This is a genomic window from Selenomonas ruminantium subsp. ruminantium ATCC 12561, from assembly GCF_000424065.1.
Lineage (GTDB): Bacteria > Bacillota > Negativicutes > Selenomonadales > Selenomonadaceae > Selenomonas_A > Selenomonas_A ruminantium.
Map to the genome: position 1 here is coordinate 21038 of NZ_AUJE01000034.1, position 21157 is coordinate 42194.

Genomic DNA, 21157 nt, shown 5'->3' on the forward strand with positions numbered 1-21157 from the left:
TTTTTCGCTATTCATAAAATAATTTGTCAGCTTTGCACAGCAGCTGCCGGCGGTTCCTTGGGTGTTTCCATGGAACGCTTGGACGAGAGTTTGCTCTTCTGTTCCGTAATCAAAGCCTGCATGATGATAAACACGCAGAGCAGTGCACCGACCACAATCTTGGTCCACCAGGCCGACAGGGTTCCCTGGAAGCTGATAAAGGTCAGGATTACACCCTGAATCAGCACACCGATAAGGGCACCAGGGATAAAGCCTACGCCGCCGGTCAACAGCGTACCGCCGATAACCGAGGACGCAATGGCATCCATTTCCATGCCCAGACCATGCAGGTTATAGCCCGTCAGCATAATCAGACTGTAGGCAAGGCCGCCCATAGATGCACAGAAACCAGAAATAGCGTAAACCATAACCTTCGTGCGGAATACCGGCAAACCCATAAGCGCTGCCGACGATTCGCTGCCACCGATGGCAAATACCGCCCGGCCAAATTTCGTAAAGCCCAGCACCAAAGCCGCAATGGCAATCATGATGAGTGCCACCACTGCACCAATGGACACAAACCCCACACCCAAATCAATGCGGTAGCTAGCCAGTGCCACCCAATCGGGATTGACAATCTGAATCGTATCCTGCGAGATAACCGCCGTGAGGCCGCGGCAGAAGAACATGCCTGCCAGCGTGATGATAAAGGGCTGCAAGTCAAATTTCGTGATGATATAGCCCTGTACCGCACCGAACACCGTGCCCATAACGAGTACCAACAGCACGGCCAAGCCAAGAGGAATCCCCGTATTGGCGAGCAGCCAGGCCAGCACCATGCAGACCAGTGCCAGCACTGCACCCACGGAAAGGTCAATACCCGCGATAATCAGCGTAAACGTAATACCAATCGTAACGATGATGAGCGCCGCATTATCGATAAAGAGGTTCAAAAAAACCTGCGGCCGCATAAAGCCCTTGTAAATGGCCATGCCTGCTCCATAGAGAATCACAAAGAGCGCCAAGGTTACAAAAAAGGAGAAATACTTGGAAGCAATCATCTGATTGAGTTTGCTGCTCATAATTGCTTCACCGCCTTTCCGAATACTGCTTTGTTATCGTTTTTTTGTTGGGAATGGCGGGAAGCCTTCCACTTATCAAACATTTCCTGTGCCTTCTTGGACTGAATCAGGCAGATGATGATAACCGCAGCCGCCTTGACCACCGGCAGCTGGTCAGCCGAAACGCCCAGCGCATACATGGTCGTGGTCAGGGTCTGAATGGTGATGGCACCGATTACGGAGCCGCCCACATAGAACTTGCCGCCGGAAAGCAGCGTACCGCCCAAAGCTACCGCGAGAATCGCATCCATTTCCATATTCAGGCCCGCATTATTGGCATCAGCCGCCCGAATCAGGGAGCTTTCAATCAGGCCCGATACACCGGCGCAAAGACCGGAGAAAGCATATACCAGAAAGATAACCATGGTAACATTGATACCCGCATATCTTGCCGCCGTGGGATTAATGCCTACGGACTGCACAAACAGACCGATACTGGTTTTCTTCATCAGAACAGCTACCAAAAGCACCATCGCCAAGGCAATGAAAATATTGGTCGGCAGGGGCATATTGGGCAAGAAGCCGGCAATGTACTCAAAGGGTTTATAATATACGGTGATAATCTGCCCTTCCGTCATGAGCTGTGCCACACCACGGCCAGCCGTCATCAGAATCAGCGTTGCCACAACGGCCTGAATCTTGAACTTCGCAACGAGCAGGCCATTCCACATACCGCAGAGCACGCCGACGCCTACAGCCGCCAACATAGCGACCGTCATGGGCATTTCCGCTACACCGTCGCCACGGCCGCCAATCAAGGTGCAGACCACAGCTGCCGAAATCGCTACCACCGCACCAACGGAAATATCAATACCGCTGGTCGCAATAACGAAGGTCATGCCCAGCGCCAAAATAATCAGCGAGCAGGAACGATTCAAAATATCGACCAAACGACCATATAAATGACCATCCTCAGTCATCTGTATCGTCAAAAATCCATCGACAAACAGGGTATTGAATATGAGCAGTACCGTAAGTGCCACCACGGGCAGGAAAAGGGAACTGCCACTGAATTTTTTCAGCATTTCCATCAGGCTGCACCTCCTGCAATGGCCTTCATCACGCCATCCGAACTGATATCCGAACCAGTAAGTTCTGCCACTTTGCGCCTGTCACGCATAACGACGAGTTTCGTACAGGTACGCACCATTTCGTCCATTTCCGAAGAAATGAACACCACCGCCATGCCCTTTTTCTTGGCCAGCGAAATGGCCATCTTCTGAATCTCCGTCTTCGTGCCTACGTCAATGCCGCGGGTCGGCTCATCGAGAATGAGCAAATCAGGCTGCGTAGCCAGCCAGCGAGCGATAATGACCTTCTGCTGATTGCCGCCTGAAAGGTTCTTCACGAGCTGTTCGCGGCTCGAAACCTTGATGCGTAAAAGCTTGATACAGTCATCGGCAATCTTGACCTGTTCCTCATAGGGAATATGGCGCAGGATTCCGTCTTTGGCCTGCATAGCCAGAATGATATTTTCCCGCACCGACAAGTCGCCAATAATACCGGACAACTTGCGGTCTTCGGGGCAGAACCCGATTTTCTGCTCCATGGCATTCATGGGATTCTTAAGATGCAGCTTCTTGCCATTGATAGAAAGCGAGCCCTTGTTGATTTCGTTGATGCCGAACAGCAGTTCTGCAGTTTCCGTGCGCCCAGAGCCTAAGAGCCCGGCAAAACCGATAACCTCACCCTTGTGAATCTGCACATCTACTTCATTGAGCTTGCCCACCGCGCCAATGCCCTTGGCATCTAAGAATACTTCGTCGCTCGGTACGCTCTTTTCGGCAAAATTATCCATATCCTTGACTTCGTTGAGGTCTTTGCCGACCATCTTAGCGATGAGTTCCAAACGGGGCAGTTTTGCCGTTTCATAAGCACCTACCAGCTCGCCGTTACGCAGTACCGTGATATGGTCGCAGATCTCATAGATTTGGTCGAGGAAATGAGAGATAAAGATAATACCTAAGCCCTGCTTTTGCAGCTGCCGCATAATCTTGAACAGATGGGCAGTTTCTTCTTCATTCAGGGAAGATGTCGGCTCGTCCAAAATCAGAATCTTGGCATCCACATCCACAGCGCGAGCAATGGCAATCATCTGCTGCAAAGCCACGGAATAGTTGTCCAAAGTCTTGGTTACATCAATATGTACATCCAACTTAGCCAGCAGCTCTGCCGCCCGCTGATTAATGGTCTTCCAATCAATCATGCCAAATTTACGCGGTTCACGGCCGATAAAAATGTTTTCCGCCACCGTCAGATTCGAGCAGAGGTTTACTTCCTGATAAACGGTCGAAATGCCGCAATCCTGTGCATCTTTCGGGGTCTTCGGATTGATGGCCTTGCCATTTAAGAAAACCGTTCCACCATCTCTGGGATATACGCCGGTCAGCACCTTGACCAAAGTGGATTTGCCGGCGCCATTTTCACCCATCAGGGAATGAATTTCGCCTGCATGCAAGGTAAAGTCCACATTGGATAGTGCCCGCACACCAGGGAATTCCTTGGTGATATGCCGCATTTCCAGTAGTGCCTGTGCCATAGATGTCACTCCTTATGCGCTAATATAGGTATAAATAAAGCCGTGTCCGCACACATACGCTGTACGGGCACGGCCTTGCATTTACTTGAATCTCAGCTTAGTATTTGCGTTCCGGCAGGGTCTTTTCTGCTACATCAGCAGGGAAGACACCTTCGTCAACATAAACCAGTTTGTCAACTTTTTCACCGGCAAGAATCTTCTTAGCCGTTTCCATCAGGAGTTTGCCCTGCAGCGGGTTGCATTCTACCGTGCAGTTTGCTTTGCCTTCAATCATAGCCTGGAACATACCTTTTACGCCATCAATGGAGATAATGGTGATGTCTTTGCCGGGTTTGAGGCCAGCTTTTTCGATTGCCTGAATAGCACCGAGAGCCATATCATCGTTATGAGCAAAGAGAATGTCGATTTTCGGACCATAGGATTTCAGGAAAGATTCCATAACTTCCTGGCCTTTCTGACGGGTGAATTCACCAGTCTGGGATGCAAGGATGTTATATTTGCCAGCATTCGGGGATTTTGCCATAGCATCTTTGAAGCCTTCCTGACGGCGGATAGCTACGGAAGAACCAACCGTACCTTCGAGAACAACTACGTTGTACTGGCTGCCACCATCACGCGGGGTCTTCTTTTCTTTAGCCATGTATTCATCAATCCATTTGAATACGTTGTTGCCTTCTTTTACGGAGTCGGTACCGATTTTAGCAACATAGAGGCTGTCATCGGCCAGTTTCACATCGCGGTCAACAACGACAACGGGGATTTTGGCATCTTTTGCTTCTTTGAGTACCGTATCCCAGCCCGTTTCTACGATGGGCACGAAAGCGATAATATCTACGCCCTGTGCAATAAAGGAACGAATAGCTTTAATCTGATTTTCCTGTTTCTGCTGTGCATCCGAGAACTGCAGGTTGATGCCAGCTTCTTCTGCTGCTTTCTTGATGGATTCCGTGTTCGCCGTTCTCCATTCGGATTCCGCTCCGATCTGGGAGAAACCCATCGTAATCTTCTTGTCGCCGCCGCCAGACTTGCCGCTGTCTTTGGCCTGTTCACCACCACCGCCACAGCCGGCAGCTACAATCATCATAACGCTTGCTAGTAATAATGCTATGAGCTTTTTCATCTCATCGTCTCCTTTGCTACATCATGATTCCGCGTGTGACTCCTGCACCTATCTCTTGCCCTGCCCCCTTTGCGATCAGCCTTGCGCAGTTTGCTGCTGCAACCCGCCATCTGTTCTCGTGCACATATTAAATTGCACGCAATATAGTCTTTTAGCAAAACTCAGACAATTAAACATAGACAACGTTATTGCTCAGCCTAGCCACAACTTTTTCTATCTAATACGATACTCTTTTGCACCGTATTTGTCAATATGTTTTTATTCTTTATTTTTGTTCGAACACATTTTTTATTGTTTCACTGCCACTGCAACGCAGCAAGCCAGCCCCCTTTGGCGCCTTACTATGACGCTGTTACCCCACTGCTACGCAGTAAGCCCACGGGTATTGGTGATATTTTCCGCAGCGTTTGACAAGCCTGCCTAAGCGAAGAAAAAATATTGCCAGCCCCCTTGAGCGCCTTTGCATTTCGATGTAAGAGTAAGACAAACAGCCAACTGCGCAGTAAGCCCGGCGGCTGATAATGCTTTTCCGTCGCGTTTGACAAGCCTGTCTAAGCAGAGGAAAAGTATTATCAGCCGCCGGGCGTCTTACGCCTACGATGTAAACCTTAGCAAATCTCCACCAGATTCATGCCCAGCATCACGCCCAAATCATGAATCTGTTCTTCCGTCAGACGGAAGGAAAGCACCGTATGATGGCCGCCGCCAGCCTTAATCCATTCCGTGGAGCCCTTCTTCAAGCCGCATTTCGGCGTCCAGAGCTGTTTTGCTACCGGCAGATGCGGCGTTTCCGCTTCAGCCTTGCGGCAGTCAACCGGATAGCTGATCAGACGGAAGCCATCACGGAAGTCAGCCACCGTCACATCGACAGCTTCACCGTCAGCACCGGTAAATACCAGACGAGCCGGGTCATCCTTGCCGCCGATATCGAGCGGATGCACTTCCACTTTCGGTTTATCGCTGGCAATGGTCGGGTCAACTTCGAGCATATGCGCACCAAGGATTGCTTCATGGCCTTTGCGCAGGTCGAGCGTATAGTCTTCCATAAATACCGTACGGTCATTATGGGCCATAATTTTCAAAAGACGGGCCAGGGCAGCATGCTTCCAGTCACCTTCAGCAGCAAAGCCATAGCCGTCACGCATCAGAAGCTGAGCAGCCAGACCAGGCAGCTGTTTGAGACCCTTCAAATCCTGGAAGTTCGTGCAGAACGCATTGTAGCCTCTGTCATCCAGGAATTTCTTGATGCCCAGATATTCACGCAGCTGATAGCGTACAGATGCCTCAAATTTATCCTGCGGGTTGTCCTGCGGATTGAGCGTGTACATTTCGGAAAGTTTCTTGTATTCTGCATCAATGTCTGCTTCAGAAACAGCATCTACCTCATCCACGAGTTCGCCTACCGGCCAATAGTCAACCGTCCAGCCGAGCTGAATCTGAGCTTCTACCTTGTCGCCTTCCGTAACAGCTACATCACGCATGGTATCGCCGAAACGGCAGACACGGATATGGAAGCTTTCGTTATAAGCTACAGCCACATCCTGCCAGGAAGCGATTTCCTGCTGTACTTCTTCATCGCCCCAGTAGCCATAGACAATCTTGTTGTTGATGTTCAGACGGGAGTTCAGATAGCCGTATTCACGGTCACCATGCGCACTCTGGTTGAGGTTCATGTAGTCAAAGTCAATCGTTGCATAGGGAATTTCATTGAGATACTGCGTAGCCAGATGCAGCAGCGGTTTCTGCAGCAGTTTCGTGCCACGAATCCAGTTCTTTGCCGGCGAGAATGTGTGCATCCAGGTAATCACACCAGCTACTTCATCATGGTAGTTAACATCCTTCATAAACTGCGTGATGCCATCAGCCGTAGTCATAACACCTTTGCAAACCACCTTATACGGCAGCTTGCCGCTGGCATTCAATTTGTCCACAATGTCCTGCGTGTCACGCTCAACATTCTTGAGCTGTTCCTCGCCATAAAGATGCTGACTGCCCGCTACAAACCAGAATTCATAATTTTTTACTTCCAACATGCTAATACTTCCCTTCTATGCATCTGCCCAAACATGTTACTAAGAAATGATACCTCTATACCGTCACCTGGCGCCCACGGAAGGGCGCAGGTGGACGTAAATCCCCGGACGGGATTTCAGTCCACGTTTTCTTTTGGGTACTTTTCTTTGCTGCCAAAGAAAAGTACCACCACGCACCTTACTTATCCGCAACTAACTGCCCTGCCTGTTGTTCCAAAGCCAAGCCCGCCTGATAGTTGGCGATGAACTTTTTGCATCCTTCCACACCTGCCGCATTCGGCGTCAGCGTAGTGCTCTGCGGATTCTTGAACACCTTGCTGTCGAGGAAGTCCGGCAGACTTTCCTTAGCACCTTCCTTGGCATAAACCGCCAGCACTGCCATGCCCCAAGGGCCGCCCTCACTAGCCGTATCCATTACGGTAATGGGAATCCCCAGACTGTCGGCGAGTACCTGCTGCGCGATGACCGGCGTCTTAAAGAGTCCGCCCTGAGCCACCATCACATCGGTCTTGACGCCTTCATCCTGAATGAGCACATCCATGCCGATTTTCAGCGGCGCAAACGAACCATATAACTGTGCCAGCATGAAGTTGCCCAGATTCATATGACTGTGCGGCGTCCGCACAAACAGTGGGCGTCCAGCTTCCACCTTGGTGATATTTTCCCCGGACAGACAGCTGTAATTCACGAGCCCGCCGGCATCCTTATCGGCACCTACTGTCGTATTGAAGAGCGTGCTGTAGAGTTTTGCCGGTGTCTGCTCATGGCCGATAGCCTTGGCAAATTCGCCGAACATATTGACCCAGGCATTGATATCCGAAGAACAGTTATTGACATGCACCATGGCCACATTGGCACCATCGGGGGTTGTGACGATGTCAATATCCCGATGCACAGCCTTTAACGGTTCATCCAATACATTCATAGAGAACGCCGACGTGCCGACAGAAATATTGCCTGTGCGCTTGCGCACGCTGTTTGTCGATACCATGCCGGTACCGGCATCGCCTTCCGGCGGTGCCATGAGAGCCCCGGCCTGCAAGGTTCCGCTCGGGTCAAGAAGTTTTGCCCCAGCCTCTGTCAGATGGCCAGCCTCCACGCCAGCCCGCAGGGATTTCGGCAGCACAGCAATCAGATTCCACGGCTGTTTGGCGACTTCCGGCAAGCTGTCAAAGATTTTGACCATGCCTGCATCATAATCACCCGTTGCCTCATCAATGGGGAACATGCCCGAAGCATCACCTACGCCCAAGACCTTTTCCCCACAGAGCTGCCAGTGAATATAGCCTGCCAGCGTCGTCAGGAAGTCAATGTCCTTGACATGTTCCTCACCATTTAGGATGGCCTGATACAGATGGGCAATGCTCCACCGCTGCGGAATGTTGAACTTCAGCGCTTCCGTCAGCTTGTCTGCCGCAACGCCAGTAATGTTATTGCGCCAGGTGCGGAAAGGAGCCAGCTGTTTGCCGTCCTTGTCAAAGGGCAGATAGCCGTGCATCATCGCACTGATGCCAATGGAACCAATCTGCGTGAGGGACACATGATAGCGGCTCTTTACATCCGCCGCCAGCTCCTTAAAGCAGGTCTGGATGCCCCTCCAGGCTTCGGACATTTCATATGTCCAAATGCCATCGACCAGCTGATTTTCCCATTCAAAGCTGGCGCTTGCCAAGGTTTCGCAAGCATCGTTCACGAGCACGGCTTTGATACGGGTGGAGCCCAGCTCCACCCCCAGTGCCGTGGCACCACTTTCGATGCATGCCGCATTTTTTACCAAGTCCATAACCAATAGCCTCCTATATGATGATGGTTATCTATTTAGCCCATATTTATCGCTGGGCAGGCTTCATCTTTTTTTCCGTGTGCAATCCCCGCTGCTTCAATTTCTTCCAACGTTGCACCACGCGTTTCCGGTACACAGGTCCGGATAAAGGCTACGCCCAACAGGCAGATGCAGCCAAAGATGGCAAATACGGCGGCCTGCGAAATGCTGGCGGTCATAATTGGGAACAACAGACCAACCAGGAAAGAGCCAATCCAGTTAAAGGAGGAAGCCATACCGGATGCACGGCCGCGGATTGCCAGGGGGAATATTTCACCAACAATAACCCAGGTAAGGGGTGCCCAGGTAAAGGAGTAAAAAGCAACATACACACAGAGAAAACCAACAATCATCATGGGGTCCGTATCCGGCACTATACTGTTGATTACAGCCGGCAGGATGAAGGACAAGCCCATAACCGTGCCGCCCAGCGTGAGCAGCGTACGGCGTTTGAAACGGTCTGCGATAGCCAGGAATACCAGAGAACCAAGTACCAACAGGATACCCTGAATGATGGGCCACATCAGCTGGGAACTGGCAGCCTGCCCCGTAGCCTGTTCCACAATCAACGGAATGTAATAGAATATCGCATTAGCGCCCTGGAACTGCTGGAAGGCAGCCACACCAACACCAGCCGTAACCAGATAGCGGTATTTGTCGGAAAGAAGGGTGCTCAGCGAAGTATTGGCAGCAGCTGCCGTTTCTTCCTGAGCGGTTTCCTGAATGTCGCAGAGTTCCGCCTCCACTTCGTTTTTTTCACGGATAAAGCCGAGTACCTGACGGGCTTCTTCAACTTTGCCATGACGAACCAGGAAACGCGGAGATTCCGGCAGACGAAGTACGCCTAAGAACAAAATGATTGCAGGCACTGCAGCCAGACTAAGCATCAGTCTCCAGGCAATGGTTTCCGGCATATCCTTCAATAGGAAGTCAACGACATAGGACAGCAGCATGCCGGACACAATCATGGTCTGATTGATACCGGAGAGACGCCCGCGCAGACGTGCCGGAGACATTTCCGACATATACGCCGGTACGAGAGCCGAAGCTGCACCAACAGCCAAGCCCAAAAGCACGCGCACAGCAATCAGGTAAAGCGAACCATCCTGCGGCGCCAGGCCGGATAAAATCGAACCAACGACGAAAATAAGTGCTGATAAAAGAATCATCTTGCGACGGCCGAGCTTATCGGAAAGCTGTCCCGCCAGTGCCCCACCAAAAATGGCACCAAACATAACCGAAGAAGTGATCCAACCGATAATGCTGGCGTTACCGGCCAGTCCCCAGTCATTCTGCAGAAAGGGCAAAGCACCGGTCATAACGCCGATATCGTAACCGAAAAGAATACCACCAAACGAACCAAAGAAATAAATGAATGCGCTGGAGATTTTCTTCTCCGCTACACTAGAGGAACCCATTGTCATTGTGTACTAACCTCGTTTCTTTGTTTTGATTTAAGTCTTCCTGTGTTCGAGCACATTTATAATATAACATCGTGCAATCGCTTTGTCAATCTTTTTATTGTTTTTTATTTGTGCTTTATTTATGTTTCTTTATGGTATTTTCAGTAAATTCTTTTTTTTAGCCGGCGCCGTTAGAAAAAAATCGGTGCCGGCATAGTGGTCAATGGGTGCAATTGCTGGTAATTTCCTTGAGGTATTTAATGAGCAGGCGTTCATCATCATAGACCTGACGGCCCTTCTTGGTGACGATGCCAGAGTTAATATAGAAGGGCTGTTCTAGCGGAATGACGACCAAATCATCGCGCTGCAGGATGGCCTGACGCGTCAGAAAGGTTGAACCAATCCCCGTCCGCACGAGATTTTTGATGGTATGCAGATAAGGAGAATAATGTATCACCTGCGGCTTCTGTTCGGCTTTGGCGTACATATCATGTACCATACGGTAGACAAAGAAGCTGCTGTCCAATAAAACCAATGGTTCTTCCAAAACATCTTTTATCGTGATGGATTTTTTGGCCGCCAACGGATTTTGGGGACTAGTGACCAAACAGCATTCGCAGGCAAAGAGCTTTTCATAGTTCAGCTTCTGACTGAAGCCATCTTCATAGTTGGTAAAGGCAATATCGAGCTTCTCCTCCTCGACCATATGCAGAGCCGATATGCCGCCGGATTCGATAATGTCCAAACGGATTTCCGGATGCTGCTGGCGGAACTCGCCTAATATCCGCGGCAGAAATTGTGTACCTAACTGCAAAGGCATCGCCATGCGAATATGGTTGCGATTGTGTGCCATATCCTGAATTTCATCATCGAGCTGATCGATTTGGTCTAAAATGTGTTTGACTTTGCCAAGTAATTTGCCACCTTCATTGGTAATAATAATCTTTCTCCCTTCTCGATGGAAGAGATTTAATCCCGTCTCCGCTTCCAATGTCTGCATGGCCACGCTGATGGTCGGCTGGGAAACATGTAGATGTTCTGCAGCCTTGGTGATATTCTGCCATTGGCAGACTTCGTAGAAATAACGCATTTGTATAAGCGTCATCGCGTTTCACCTCTTATTTCCATTTTTTACTATTATAACATATTTATTCTTTGAAACTCCTTTATTTAATACATTGCCTGGCGATAAATCAGGACATATGTCCTTGCTTATTTACACTTATTCTATATATAATTTAATCGAAATATTCGTGATTGTTATCAATGTGAATAATTATAGGGGTAATCATTATGTTTGGAAAACGTTCTTGCAAGACCTTTGCGTTGGCTGTATTAACAGCTGCTATCACATCCGGCACAGCCTTTGCTGGTAACTTGACGGTATTTTCGACCTCCGATATTCACGGCAGTATCGTCGGCTGGAATTACTTCACCTCCAAGCCTGCCGATGTCGGCCTGGCTAAAATCAGTACCATCATCAAGGAAGCCCGCAGCCAGAAAGGTGCCAAGGACGATATTCTCGTCATCGACGGCGGCGATATTCTTCAGGGTACACCACTGGATACCTATATGGTGCAGCATCCCAACGAGTGGAAAACGCACCCCATGTTTGATGCCTTCAACACCATTGGCTATGATGCCATTGAGCTCGGAAACCATGAATTTAACTTTGGTTTGGATTTCCTCAAAAAAGCCATTGGCAAAAATAAAAATGTCCTTGCTGCCAACGTAATCGACGATAAGACCGTCAAAACCTGGAAAGCCGTACAGCCTTACCTCTTGAAGACCGTCAATATCGATGGCGAGAAAGTAAAGGTCGGCATTATCGGCACCGATACCCCCGCTATCCCCATGTTTGAAGATCCTTCACACTATGCAGGGGTACATTTTGTCGATCAGGTACCGGTATTCCGCCAGTGCATCAAAGAACTGCAGGCAAAAGGCGCGGATATCATCATTGGTATCACGCACTCCGGTGTGCCTCGTGATGACCGCGGCGGCGAAGAAAATCAGGTAGTCGATATCGCCAAAGCCTGCCCGGAACTTTCACTGCTCATTTGTGCTCATAACCATGTCGTCATTGATAACCAATCCGGCGTAATCGGACCGGATGGCACTAACTACCAGAAATCCGTCATCAACGGCGTGCCCGTAATTGAAAGCGGCAAAGACGGAAAATTCCTAGGCAAGAGCGTACTCACCATCAACAAGGAAAATGGCAAATGGAAAGTAAATAACGTATCTACTCAGGCACTCTCCATGAAAGGTGTAGCGGATGATCCGCAGATTGTAAAACAAGTCGCCCCCTGGCATGAAAAGACCTTGAAACATCTGCAGACTGTAATCGGCGAAGCCTCTGACACCTACCTTGGGGCAGAGTCCAACCATCAAGACTCCGCTATTGTCGACCTGATCAATGAAGTACAGCGCCATTATGCTGGCACGCAATTATCCGCAGCAGCGTCCTTTAACACCAGCCAGAACATCAATAAGGGCAAGATTACCCTGCAGGATTTGTCCGGCCTCTACATCTATGAGAACTATCTCTATGGCATCGAAATCAACGGGGCTGAATTACGCAAATACATGGAACACGCAGCCAGCTTCTATGGCAAGTCCCCGGACTACAATTACGATATGATGCAAGGCGTGGATTACACCATCGATTTGACCAAGCCTGTCGGTCAGCGTATCACCAAGCTGCAGTATCAGGGCAAGGATGTAAAAGACACCGATACGTTCACCATGGCCATCAACGACTACCGCATGAATGGCGGCAGCGGCTATATTGAAGCTATGGGCTATACCAATGGCAGAAAGCCCAAAGTTGTCTTTGACTCCATGCGCAAATATGGCGATGACGGCCAGATGCGCAGTCTCATGATTCGCTACGTTCAGGAAAAAGGCACCATCACGCCAACCTGCGACCATAACTGGAATGTAATTAAATAAGTTCCCCTTCAAAAGCCCTGACATCTTCAGGGCTTTTGGTATATACATAGATTAATTTTATAGGAAAAACTTATACGCTTATCAAAAAACCATATTTTACAGGCCATATTTTCTGTGGCATAATATCACATATCGAAGACATGAGATTATATAAATATTGTATATTCTCTCTTCCTTTCCATAACACAACATCACATCCGAAGAAACCAGCTCAATCCCCTTGGGCTGGCTTTTTCATGCGTCCGTTTAGCGGTATAATATATAAAGATATTTACCGTACAGGAGGCACATAGCCATGAAATTCTTTCACCTATCCGACCTGCATATCGGTCTGAAGTTGGTCAACCATGACCTGACTGCGGATCAGAAACATATATTGGCACAAATCGTTACAAAAGCCCGCGAACGCCAGCCAGAGGCTGTCGTAATCGCAGGTGATATCTATGATAAGGCCATCCCCTCAGCAGAAGCAGTTAGCCTCTTTGATTTCTTTATCACCCAACTTCATCAAGCAGTTCCGCATGCGGAAATTATGCTGATTTCCGGCAATCATGACAGCGCTCAGCGCGTCAATATTTTCCGACAGGTGTTGTCCAACCAAAAAATCCACTTGATTGGCCTGCCACCTATGGAGGAAGATGAGTCCATCACTAAGGTTACTATGCAGGATGAATATGGAGATATCCATTTTTATCTACTCCCTTTTGTAAAACCTTCCATGGTCAAGACTATCACTGGCACTGACGAAAATGGCAATAACCTTTCCTATGACGCCGCTCTTCATGCACTTGTTGCACGTGAAACACTTGACCAAACACAGCGCAATGTATTGGTAAGCCACCAATTTTATCTTTCGACCGGCAGCAGTGCTGATGAAATCACCCGCAGTGATTCCGAAATCATCACGGTCGGCAATATCGACTCCGTCAACGGCGATCTGCTCGAACAATTTGATTATGCTGCCCTTGGCCATATCCATAAGGCGCAGCGTCTCAACGGCAAGGACTGCTTCCGCTACTGCGGTACGCCGCTGGCCTGCTCCATCAGTGAAGCTGGACAGGAAAAAGGCATTATCGAAGTCGAAATGGGTGCCAAAGGCATTGTAAAAACCACTGTTCTTCCCCTTTCTCCCCTGCATGCAGTGCGAAAAATCAAGGACACCTTGGAAAATGTTCTCGCAGCCCCTTCGCAGGATTATGTCAGCATTACGCTGACCGATGAGCAGGATTTGGATATTTTCGATATGCAGGACCGGCTGAACGCGGCTTTCCCCAACCTGCTGGAAATCCGGCGCGCTGTCCAAAAAGTTGTAAATTATAAGGATGCGATTGCACCGCAGGAACATCTTTCCCCCTTTGCCTTATGTAAGACCTTCTTAGGGCAATTAGACGAGGAGGATGAATCGCTGCTTGCCGATATCATCAACACGGTACAAGACGCGCGCACGGAGGACAGACCATGAAACCACTAAAACTTACCCTGCAAGCCTTTAGCTCTTATGGGGCAAAAACCGAAATTGACTTTTCCATCCCCCAGCAAAATTTATTCCTGATTACAGGCGATACCGGCGCCGGAAAAACCACCATCTTTGATGCGCTGGTCTTTGCCCTCTATGGCGAAAACAGCTCCAATACCAACAAAAAAGCCAGCACCGACTTGCAAAGCCAGTACATCGGCCGGGATGTAACGCCGTTTGTCGAGCTAACCTTCAGCGAAAAGGAGCGCGGCGAGGAACAAATCTACACCGTCCACCGTGTTCCCCACCACTTTCGCAAGCGCCTGCGCGGGCAGGGTGCCGATATCGAAACGAAAGAAGAACTCGCCCTGACCCTACCCGATGGCAGCAACTTCAATGGCAAAATTGGCGAAATCAATGCCAAGCTGCAAGATATCGTGGGACTGACCAAGGAACAATTCATGCAGGTCGGCATGATTGCGCAGGGTGAATTCATGGAACTTCTGCGGCTGGATTCCAGCAAGAAAAAAGAAATCTTCCGCCGCCTCTTTGACACGGAAATCTTTGAGCGCATTGTCGCTGAATTAAAAACGCGCAACGCCGCGATGCAGGATGAAATGAAAAACCTCATACAGCGCTGTCAGGGAATGGTTGAAGGCCTCTCCCTGCCTGCAGAAGCCAATGCGGACTTGCTTTCCCTAAAAGCGCGTATTCAGCAGGCTAAAACGGTGAGCATTGTCGATATCGAAGAACTGCTGGAAAAACTCACTCCATTCTGCGCAGAATTACAGGAGCAGGCACAAGCTATGGAAAAAGACTATGCCGAGGCCACCATGCAGCGTGATAGAAGCAAGCAGGCCTACGATACAGCCCTGGCTCTGGCAAAAGCCTACGCAGAACTAGACCACATTACCACACAGGAAAGCGACCTTATCAGCCAAAAGGATATGCAGACGCAAAAAGACCAGCTCGGTCAAGCCATAAATGCGGCTTATAAAATCGCGGCCCACTATCAACGCTGGCAAGATAAACAAAACAGCCTGAACCAGCTCAGCGCGCAGAAGACACAGCAGGAAGAAGCCCTGCCCCTATTAAATGCCGCCGCCAAAACAGCCCAAGAGGAACTGGAACAGGCAAAAAAACTTCACCAGTCAGCCCTGCAGGATTTTAGTTCCCTGGAAACCAGCGTAAAGGCCGCCCTGAACAGGCTGCATCAGTTAAAAGCCTTACAGGCACAAGAATATACACTACAAGAACAATTGCAGACGGCCCAGACTAAACTAACTACTGCCCGTCAGCAAGAAACCGCTTTTAACGAACAGGTAAAAGCATGGCATAAGCGCCGTGATGAACTGGCCAGCGTCAGCGAAAAAGCAGAAAAATGCCAACATCAGTTGGAACGTCTGCAAAATTGGCAAAACGACCATCTACGCCTGACCGCCCTGCAACAGGAAATCGAAAAGGCAAACCAGGCTGCCACGCAGGCACAAGCAGTCTATAAACAGGCACATGCCAAACACCAGCAGGCACAGGAAAATTATCTTACCCAACAAAAGCTTTTTCTCGACGCACAGGCCGGCCTGCTGGCAGAAACACTCGCAGAGGGAATCCCCTGCCCAGTATGCGGCTCTACGACGCACCCTGCTCCCCATCGCCTAAATGAAGATACCAAACCATTAGAACGGCAGGAATTGCAAAAACTTGCCCAACAGGTCGACAAACTAAACCAACAGCAAACACAGCTTGCTGAACAAGCCGGCAAGGCCAGCAATCATTTACAAAACACCCAGCAGCAATTTTCCGAAGGACTGACTAAGCTCGCGCAAAACCTTGCCCAGTATATTTCCCTGCCGGATGCACCTCAGTTAGCGGATATAACGCCTCACCTCAGCAAATGGCAAAGCATGCTGCAACAAAAACAGGCAGAATTGAAAAAACAAGCTGCCGAGCAGCAAGCGCTTCAACAACACATTGAGCAAAGCGATGAAAAAACAAACCAGCTAAAAGAAACGGTAACACAAGCCGAGCAGACTTATCATCAAATCGACAACACATTAAAGGAACTGAAAGGACAACAAAAAACACTGGCCGCCCAAAACACCTATGAAAGCGCAGAAGCAGCCGAAAAAGCCTTAGCAGCTGCCCAGCTCAAACTTACTGAAGCAGAACAAAACGCAAAGCAGGCAGAGTCAAAAAACACCCATGCCAGCGCAGCACGCCAACAGGCCGAAACCCTACTAAATGACGCTAGCGAAAAAATCCCCCATCTGACGACAGAAAAGGATAACTCCCTAAAAGAGTATCAGGAAATCTGTACCCAGCTCAGCATGCAGGAAAATCGCTGGCAAGCATTAGTTCATGAATACAGCATTACGGACGGCGAAAAAATGCTGCAAGAGGTACAAGCATATAACAATCTGCTGAACAACCTCCAAGGTCGAAAAGAGGCCCAAACCGCCCTTATCGCCGGGCACCCTCGCCCTGAGCTGGATAAATGCCAAGAGGCTCAAGAAAAAGCACATGATGAATGGCAGAAACTATCCCAACAGCTGCAAACCTGCCAGCAAATGCTTTCACATAATCAAAAAACAGCCGATTCCCTGCAAAAGGCGCTGAGCGCACGAACAGATAAACTCGCCAGTGCTGCCCGCTTGGAAGGACTTTACAACCGCTTGTCTGGTAAAATCTCCGGTTATCGTATGGACATTGAAACCTTTGTGCAGCGTCACTATCTGACGCAAATTCTCGCCGCGGCGAACCGGCATTTTTCCGAAATGTCCGCCGGACAATTCGAACTGCGCCTTATCGCCATTGATGATGCCGGTCAGGGCAAAAATCGTGGTCTTGACCTGATGGTCTACTCCACCGTCACGGGCAAGGTACGGGATATCAAAACCCTCTCCGGCGGTGAATCCTTTATGGCTGCCCTATCTTTAGCACTGGGACTTGCCGACCAGATTCAGGCTAATACATCTGCCATCAATCTCGATATCATGTTTATCGATGAAGGGTTCGGCTCCCTTGACGACCACTCCCGCAGTCAGGCCATCAAAGTCCTCAAGCGCCTTTCCAATGGCGACAAATTGATTGGCATTATCTCCCATGTAACCGAACTAAAACAGGAAATTGACAATCAGCTTATCGTCCGCAAAAATGATAAAGGCAGCCATGTAGAATGGCAAATCAGCTAAACAAAATCCCCTGCAAGCCTTACAGCTTGCAGGGGATTTTGTTTCACGTGCAACATTAACTTTATGCAATCAGTGTATCGTTTGCCTCTTCTTCCTTAGCAAACCTAATAGCCGCTTTAGCCAGCTCATCTGTAGCGTCGATAAATTCGCCTTGCAGCTTATACATGGATACTGCCACGGGAACTTCTGTACAGCCCAGAATGAACGCCTCTGCACCAGCGTTTTGCATTTCTGCTAATAATTCTTTTACTGCACGGGTATCATAATTCTCGTTATTTGCCTTGACTCCTTGGTAAATCATATCATCAATCAGATGTTGTTTATCCGTTGGCGGGGTAATGCACTGAATCCCTCTCGCCTCTAACTTCTTCTGATAAAGACCAGTAGAAACTGTCCCTGTGGTCGCCAGCAGCCCTACGGACTTAAAGCCCTTTTCCAAGGCGCTGTTCGTGGTTACATCAATGATGGATAACACCGGAATACTGATTTGCGGCAGAATTTCCGGCAGAAAATAGTGTGCCGTATTGCAAGCAATAATGATAAAATCAGCACCGGCCATCATCAGCCGCTTGGCCGTTTTCACCATTTCCGGTGCCGGCGATGCCCCCTGTCCCATAATGGCTTTCGTCCGGTCAGGAATCTGGGAATTGTTATCCACCAGCATGGGAATATGCTCCTGGTCCTTGCTTGCCGGAGTTGCCAAAATGATTTTCTTCATCAAATCCACCGTAGCCATTGGCCCCATACCGCCCATAATCCCGATTGTTTTCATCTCGCTCACTCCTCCGTAAACTCCAAGCAGATTGGCGTACGTTCATCTTGCTTAAAGCATATCATTAGCATAAAATATAATCAAATACTTATAACTATATAAAAGATATAAAATAAATTTATATGACAAGGAGTGATTCGCATGACCGGTATGGAGTATGTTTATACCATCTATGAAGAAAAGAGTTTTTCTGCGGCCGCAAAAAAACTCTATATGACACAGCCGGCTTTATCGGCCGCCGTAAAAAAAATAGAAGGCGAACTAGGTTTGCCCATTTTTGACCGTTCCCATTCGCCCCTGCGGCTCACCGATGCTGGACAAGCCTATATTGAAGCCACCGAAAAAATATTTCAGATACAGAAAAACCTGCACCGCTATATCACGGATTTGGCTGAACTGGAAAGCGGCAGTCTGGTCATCGGTGGGACGAATTTCGTAACAGCATGCTTTTTGCCGCGTTTAATCAAAAGCTTCAATGAGCAGCACCCCAACATAAATATTTCTGTGATTGAATCCAGCAGTGCAGAATTATTCGCCGGCTTAAAACAAGGCAGCATTGATATCGTCATCGACAGCGGCGAATGCAACATCAAAGAATTTGAATCCCTGACTTTTTTCACCGACCGCATTATGCTGGCTGTGCCACAGGACTATGCGCCCGCCAACCTAAAATCCTTTTCCCGCCAGGAAATCATTGCCGGAAAACATTTACAACCGAGCGGGGAGGCTGTGGATTTACAGCAATTTCGTGAACTCCCCTTTCTGCTGCTAGGCAAGGGCAATGACATGTATCGCCGAACGATGGCGTTATTCCGCGAAGCAGGCATTACGCCGCAGGTACGCCTATACCTCAATCAGCTAATGACGGCCTATCATATGGCAGCCACGGGCTTAGGCGCCACCTTACTCACCGATACCCTTATCCGCATGGCAGCCCCCAATGACCATCTGCGTTACTACCTGCTGAACCATCCGTTAATGCAGAGGGAAATATTTATCGCTATCCCGCGCAGCGTTTATCACCCCAAAGCCATTCAAGCCTTTTGGAACAATGTCGCCCAATTCGACCAGCCATAATGTTTCACGTGCAACAATATGCTATAAACAAAAGATTACTTCTTCACAAGGATTTTGGACAGCAAGCAGCGAATATTCCAAGCATAGCCGTGTTCACTTACTATTGTTTAAGGGAGGTAATTTTTTTATGCGTAACAAGAAACTCTGCGCTGCTGTATTAGCTGCAACTATCGGTTTTGGTTTTATGGCCAGCGCCCCCAGTTCTGAAGCAGCTACGCGCGCAGAACTGGCTCAGATTTCGGTTAACCAGAAAGGCACCAACTTCCAGTATTGGAATAAAGATGCCAAATCCTATCAGGCCCTTGTAAGCTATGTAAAAGATGTCACCAATCCAAAGAGCAAAAACTTCATCCCTGTAGAAGACCGTATTGCGGTATTCGATTTGGACGGTACGTTGATTTGCGAAACGACGCCTTCCTATTTTGAATGGATGATGTATCTCGAACGCGCACTTAATGACCCCACCTACACACCGAAAGCAGAAGATCGCGAATACGCCAAAGTCGTAAAAAAAGCTATCTATGAAACCGGCATCCCCGGTGATATGGAACGCAAAGAAGCAAAATCCCAGGCATCGGTATTTGCTGGCATGACGCTGCCGGAATATGAAGCTTATGTCAAGAAATTCATGGAAACACCGGCTGAAGGCATGAATAACCTAAAACGCGGTGATTCCTTCTACCTTCCGATGGTTGAAGTCGTATCCTATCTCCATGCCAACAATTTCAAGATTTTCATTGTCTCCGGCTCTGACCGTCAGGCTCTGCGTATTCTGACCGATGGCATTATGCCGATTGAAAAGGACAACATCATCGGCACCGATGTTTGGAATCTGGCCTCCCATCAGGGCAATACCGACGGGCTGGACTACCTCTATGAGAAAAACGATGAAGTCATCCGCGGCGAATTCGTCCTCAAAGATGTCAAGATGAACAAGGTTTCCAACATTGCCCGCGAAATCGGCAAGCAGCCGGTACTCGCCTTTGGCAATTCCTCTGGTGATTCCAGTATGTTCAACTACACCATCACCAACAATAAATACAAGGCACTTGCCTTCTCCCTGCTCTGTGATGATACCGAACGCGAACTGGGCAACCAGAAGAAAGCCGACAAGATGCGTGCTTCCTGCGAAAAATACGGTTGGATTCCCGTATCCATGCGCGACGATTTCAAGACGATTTACGGCGATAATGTAACCCGCGCAAAATAAACAATATTCTCTATCTATAAACCTATGAGGCTGTGAAAATCTGCTGCGTTATTGATGATGGCGGGATTTTCACAGCCTTTTGTTTCACGTGAAACAAAAATTCACCTACAAGGAAAAAGCGCATCGTCTAGCGAATACATAGCTCTTGACACTCCCCATGCCTAAAGGCAGGGGATTCTTGGTTCGCTGAACACTGCGGCCTAGCCGTAACCAGTTCGACTTACACGTTCTCCCCAAGCGTAAATTCCCGTGTGTCCCACGGTACTAATTTATGTTAAGCAACCTGTTTTTGTTCTATTGCCTTTCGCAGTATATTTATTGCTGCATTGGCATCTCGGTCATGATGTGAACCACATGCAGGGCAAGTCCAATCCCTGATACCAAGATTCTTAGTTTCCTTGTTCTGGTATCCGCATTTTGAACAGGTCTGGCTTGACGGGTAGAATGTATCTACCTTCAAAATTTCAGAGCCATGCAAT

15 protein-coding genes are annotated in these 21157 nt (G+C 48.8%); 5 read left to right on the plus strand and 10 right to left on the minus strand.

The window, feature by feature from the left end; translation table 11 throughout:
- Positions 1 to 26 precede the first annotated feature (26 nt).
- The 8 genes from yjfF to G598_RS0112075 all read right to left on the minus strand — a co-directional run bounded on the left by yjfF (position 27) and on the right by G598_RS0112075 (position 11122).
- The gene (gene yjfF, locus G598_RS0112040) at positions 27 to 1061 is read right to left on the minus strand and encodes a galactofuranose ABC transporter, permease protein YjfF (protein ID WP_026767173.1); all 1035 of its coding nucleotides are present in this window, start codon (positions 1059 to 1061) and stop codon (positions 27 to 29) included.
- Positions 1058 to 2131 carry an ABC transporter permease gene (locus G598_RS0112045; RefSeq protein ID WP_026767174.1) on the minus strand — a complete coding sequence of 358 codons (1074 nt, stop codon included), beginning with the start codon at positions 2129 to 2131 and terminating at the stop codon, positions 1058 to 1060. The genes yjfF and G598_RS0112045 overlap by 4 nt, the downstream gene beginning before the upstream one ends.
- Positions 2131 to 3639, minus strand: a complete 1509-nt coding sequence (locus G598_RS0112050) for a sugar ABC transporter ATP-binding protein (protein ID WP_026767175.1) — start codon at positions 3637 to 3639, stop codon at positions 2131 to 2133. Before G598_RS0112050 ends, G598_RS0112045 begins: the two co-directional genes overlap by 1 nt.
- Positions 3640 to 3736: 97 nt before the next feature.
- The gene (locus G598_RS0112055) at positions 3737 to 4759 is read right to left on the minus strand and encodes an ABC transporter substrate-binding protein (RefSeq protein WP_026767176.1); all 1023 of its coding nucleotides are present in this window, start codon (positions 4757 to 4759) and stop codon (positions 3737 to 3739) included.
- 608 nt (positions 4760 to 5367) lie between these two features.
- The gene (araA, locus tag G598_RS0112060) at positions 5368 to 6792 is read right to left on the minus strand and encodes an L-arabinose isomerase (protein WP_026767177.1); all 1425 of its coding nucleotides are present in this window, start codon (positions 6790 to 6792) and stop codon (positions 5368 to 5370) included.
- A gap of 178 nt (positions 6793 to 6970) precedes the next feature.
- On the minus strand, positions 6971 to 8575 hold the full coding sequence (locus G598_RS0112065) for a xylulokinase (RefSeq protein WP_026767178.1): 1605 nt from the start codon (positions 8573 to 8575) through the stop codon (positions 6971 to 6973).
- 35 nt (positions 8576 to 8610) lie between these two features.
- Positions 8611 to 10038, minus strand: a complete 1428-nt coding sequence (locus G598_RS0112070) for a sugar porter family MFS transporter (protein ID WP_026767179.1) — start codon at positions 10036 to 10038, stop codon at positions 8611 to 8613.
- 199 nt (positions 10039 to 10237) lie between these two features.
- Positions 10238 to 11122: a LysR family transcriptional regulator gene (locus tag G598_RS0112075; RefSeq protein ID WP_026767180.1), complete on the minus strand. Its 885-nt coding sequence runs from the start codon at positions 11120 to 11122 to the stop codon at positions 10238 to 10240.
- A gap of 188 nt (positions 11123 to 11310) precedes the next feature.
- Here G598_RS0112075 and G598_RS17890 point away from each other — a divergent pair, with 188 nt between their 5' ends.
- From G598_RS17890 to G598_RS0112090, 3 genes are all read left to right on the plus strand, one after another.
- On the plus strand, positions 11311 to 12972 hold the full coding sequence (locus G598_RS17890; RefSeq protein ID WP_051180277.1) for a bifunctional metallophosphatase/5'-nucleotidase: 1662 nt from the start codon (positions 11311 to 11313) through the stop codon (positions 12970 to 12972).
- Between the two features lie 295 nt (positions 12973 to 13267).
- Positions 13268 to 14434: an exonuclease SbcCD subunit D gene (locus tag G598_RS0112085; RefSeq protein ID WP_026767181.1), complete on the plus strand. Its 1167-nt coding sequence runs from the start codon at positions 13268 to 13270 to the stop codon at positions 14432 to 14434.
- Complete coding sequence (locus tag G598_RS0112090; protein ID WP_026767182.1) at positions 14431 to 17619, plus strand: AAA family ATPase; 3189 nt, start codon at positions 14431 to 14433, stop codon at positions 17617 to 17619. Before G598_RS0112085 ends, G598_RS0112090 begins: the two co-directional genes overlap by 4 nt.
- A 61-nt stretch (positions 17620 to 17680) precedes the next feature.
- Here the strand turns inward: G598_RS0112090 and cuyB are convergent, their stop codons facing one another.
- A complete protein-coding gene (gene cuyB, locus G598_RS0112095; RefSeq protein ID WP_026767183.1) occupies positions 17681 to 18391 on the minus strand; it encodes a cysteate racemase in 711 nt (236 codons plus the stop codon).
- Positions 18392 to 18532: 141 nt separating this feature from the next.
- Between cuyB and G598_RS0112100 the strand changes: the two genes are divergently transcribed.
- A complete protein-coding gene (locus G598_RS0112100) occupies positions 18533 to 19468 on the plus strand; it encodes a LysR family transcriptional regulator (protein WP_026767184.1) in 936 nt (311 codons plus the stop codon).
- Positions 19469 to 19595: 127 nt separating this feature from the next.
- Positions 19596 to 20678 (plus strand): HAD family hydrolase, encoded by a 1083-nt coding sequence (locus G598_RS17895; RefSeq protein ID WP_051180282.1) that lies wholly within the window; start codon positions 19596 to 19598, stop codon positions 20676 to 20678.
- 274 nt (positions 20679 to 20952) lie between these two features.
- Here G598_RS17895 and G598_RS19055 read toward each other — a convergent pair.
- Positions 20953 to 21157: zinc ribbon domain-containing protein (locus G598_RS19055; RefSeq protein ID WP_157833337.1), on the minus strand; the 205-nt coding region annotated here is incomplete at its 5' end.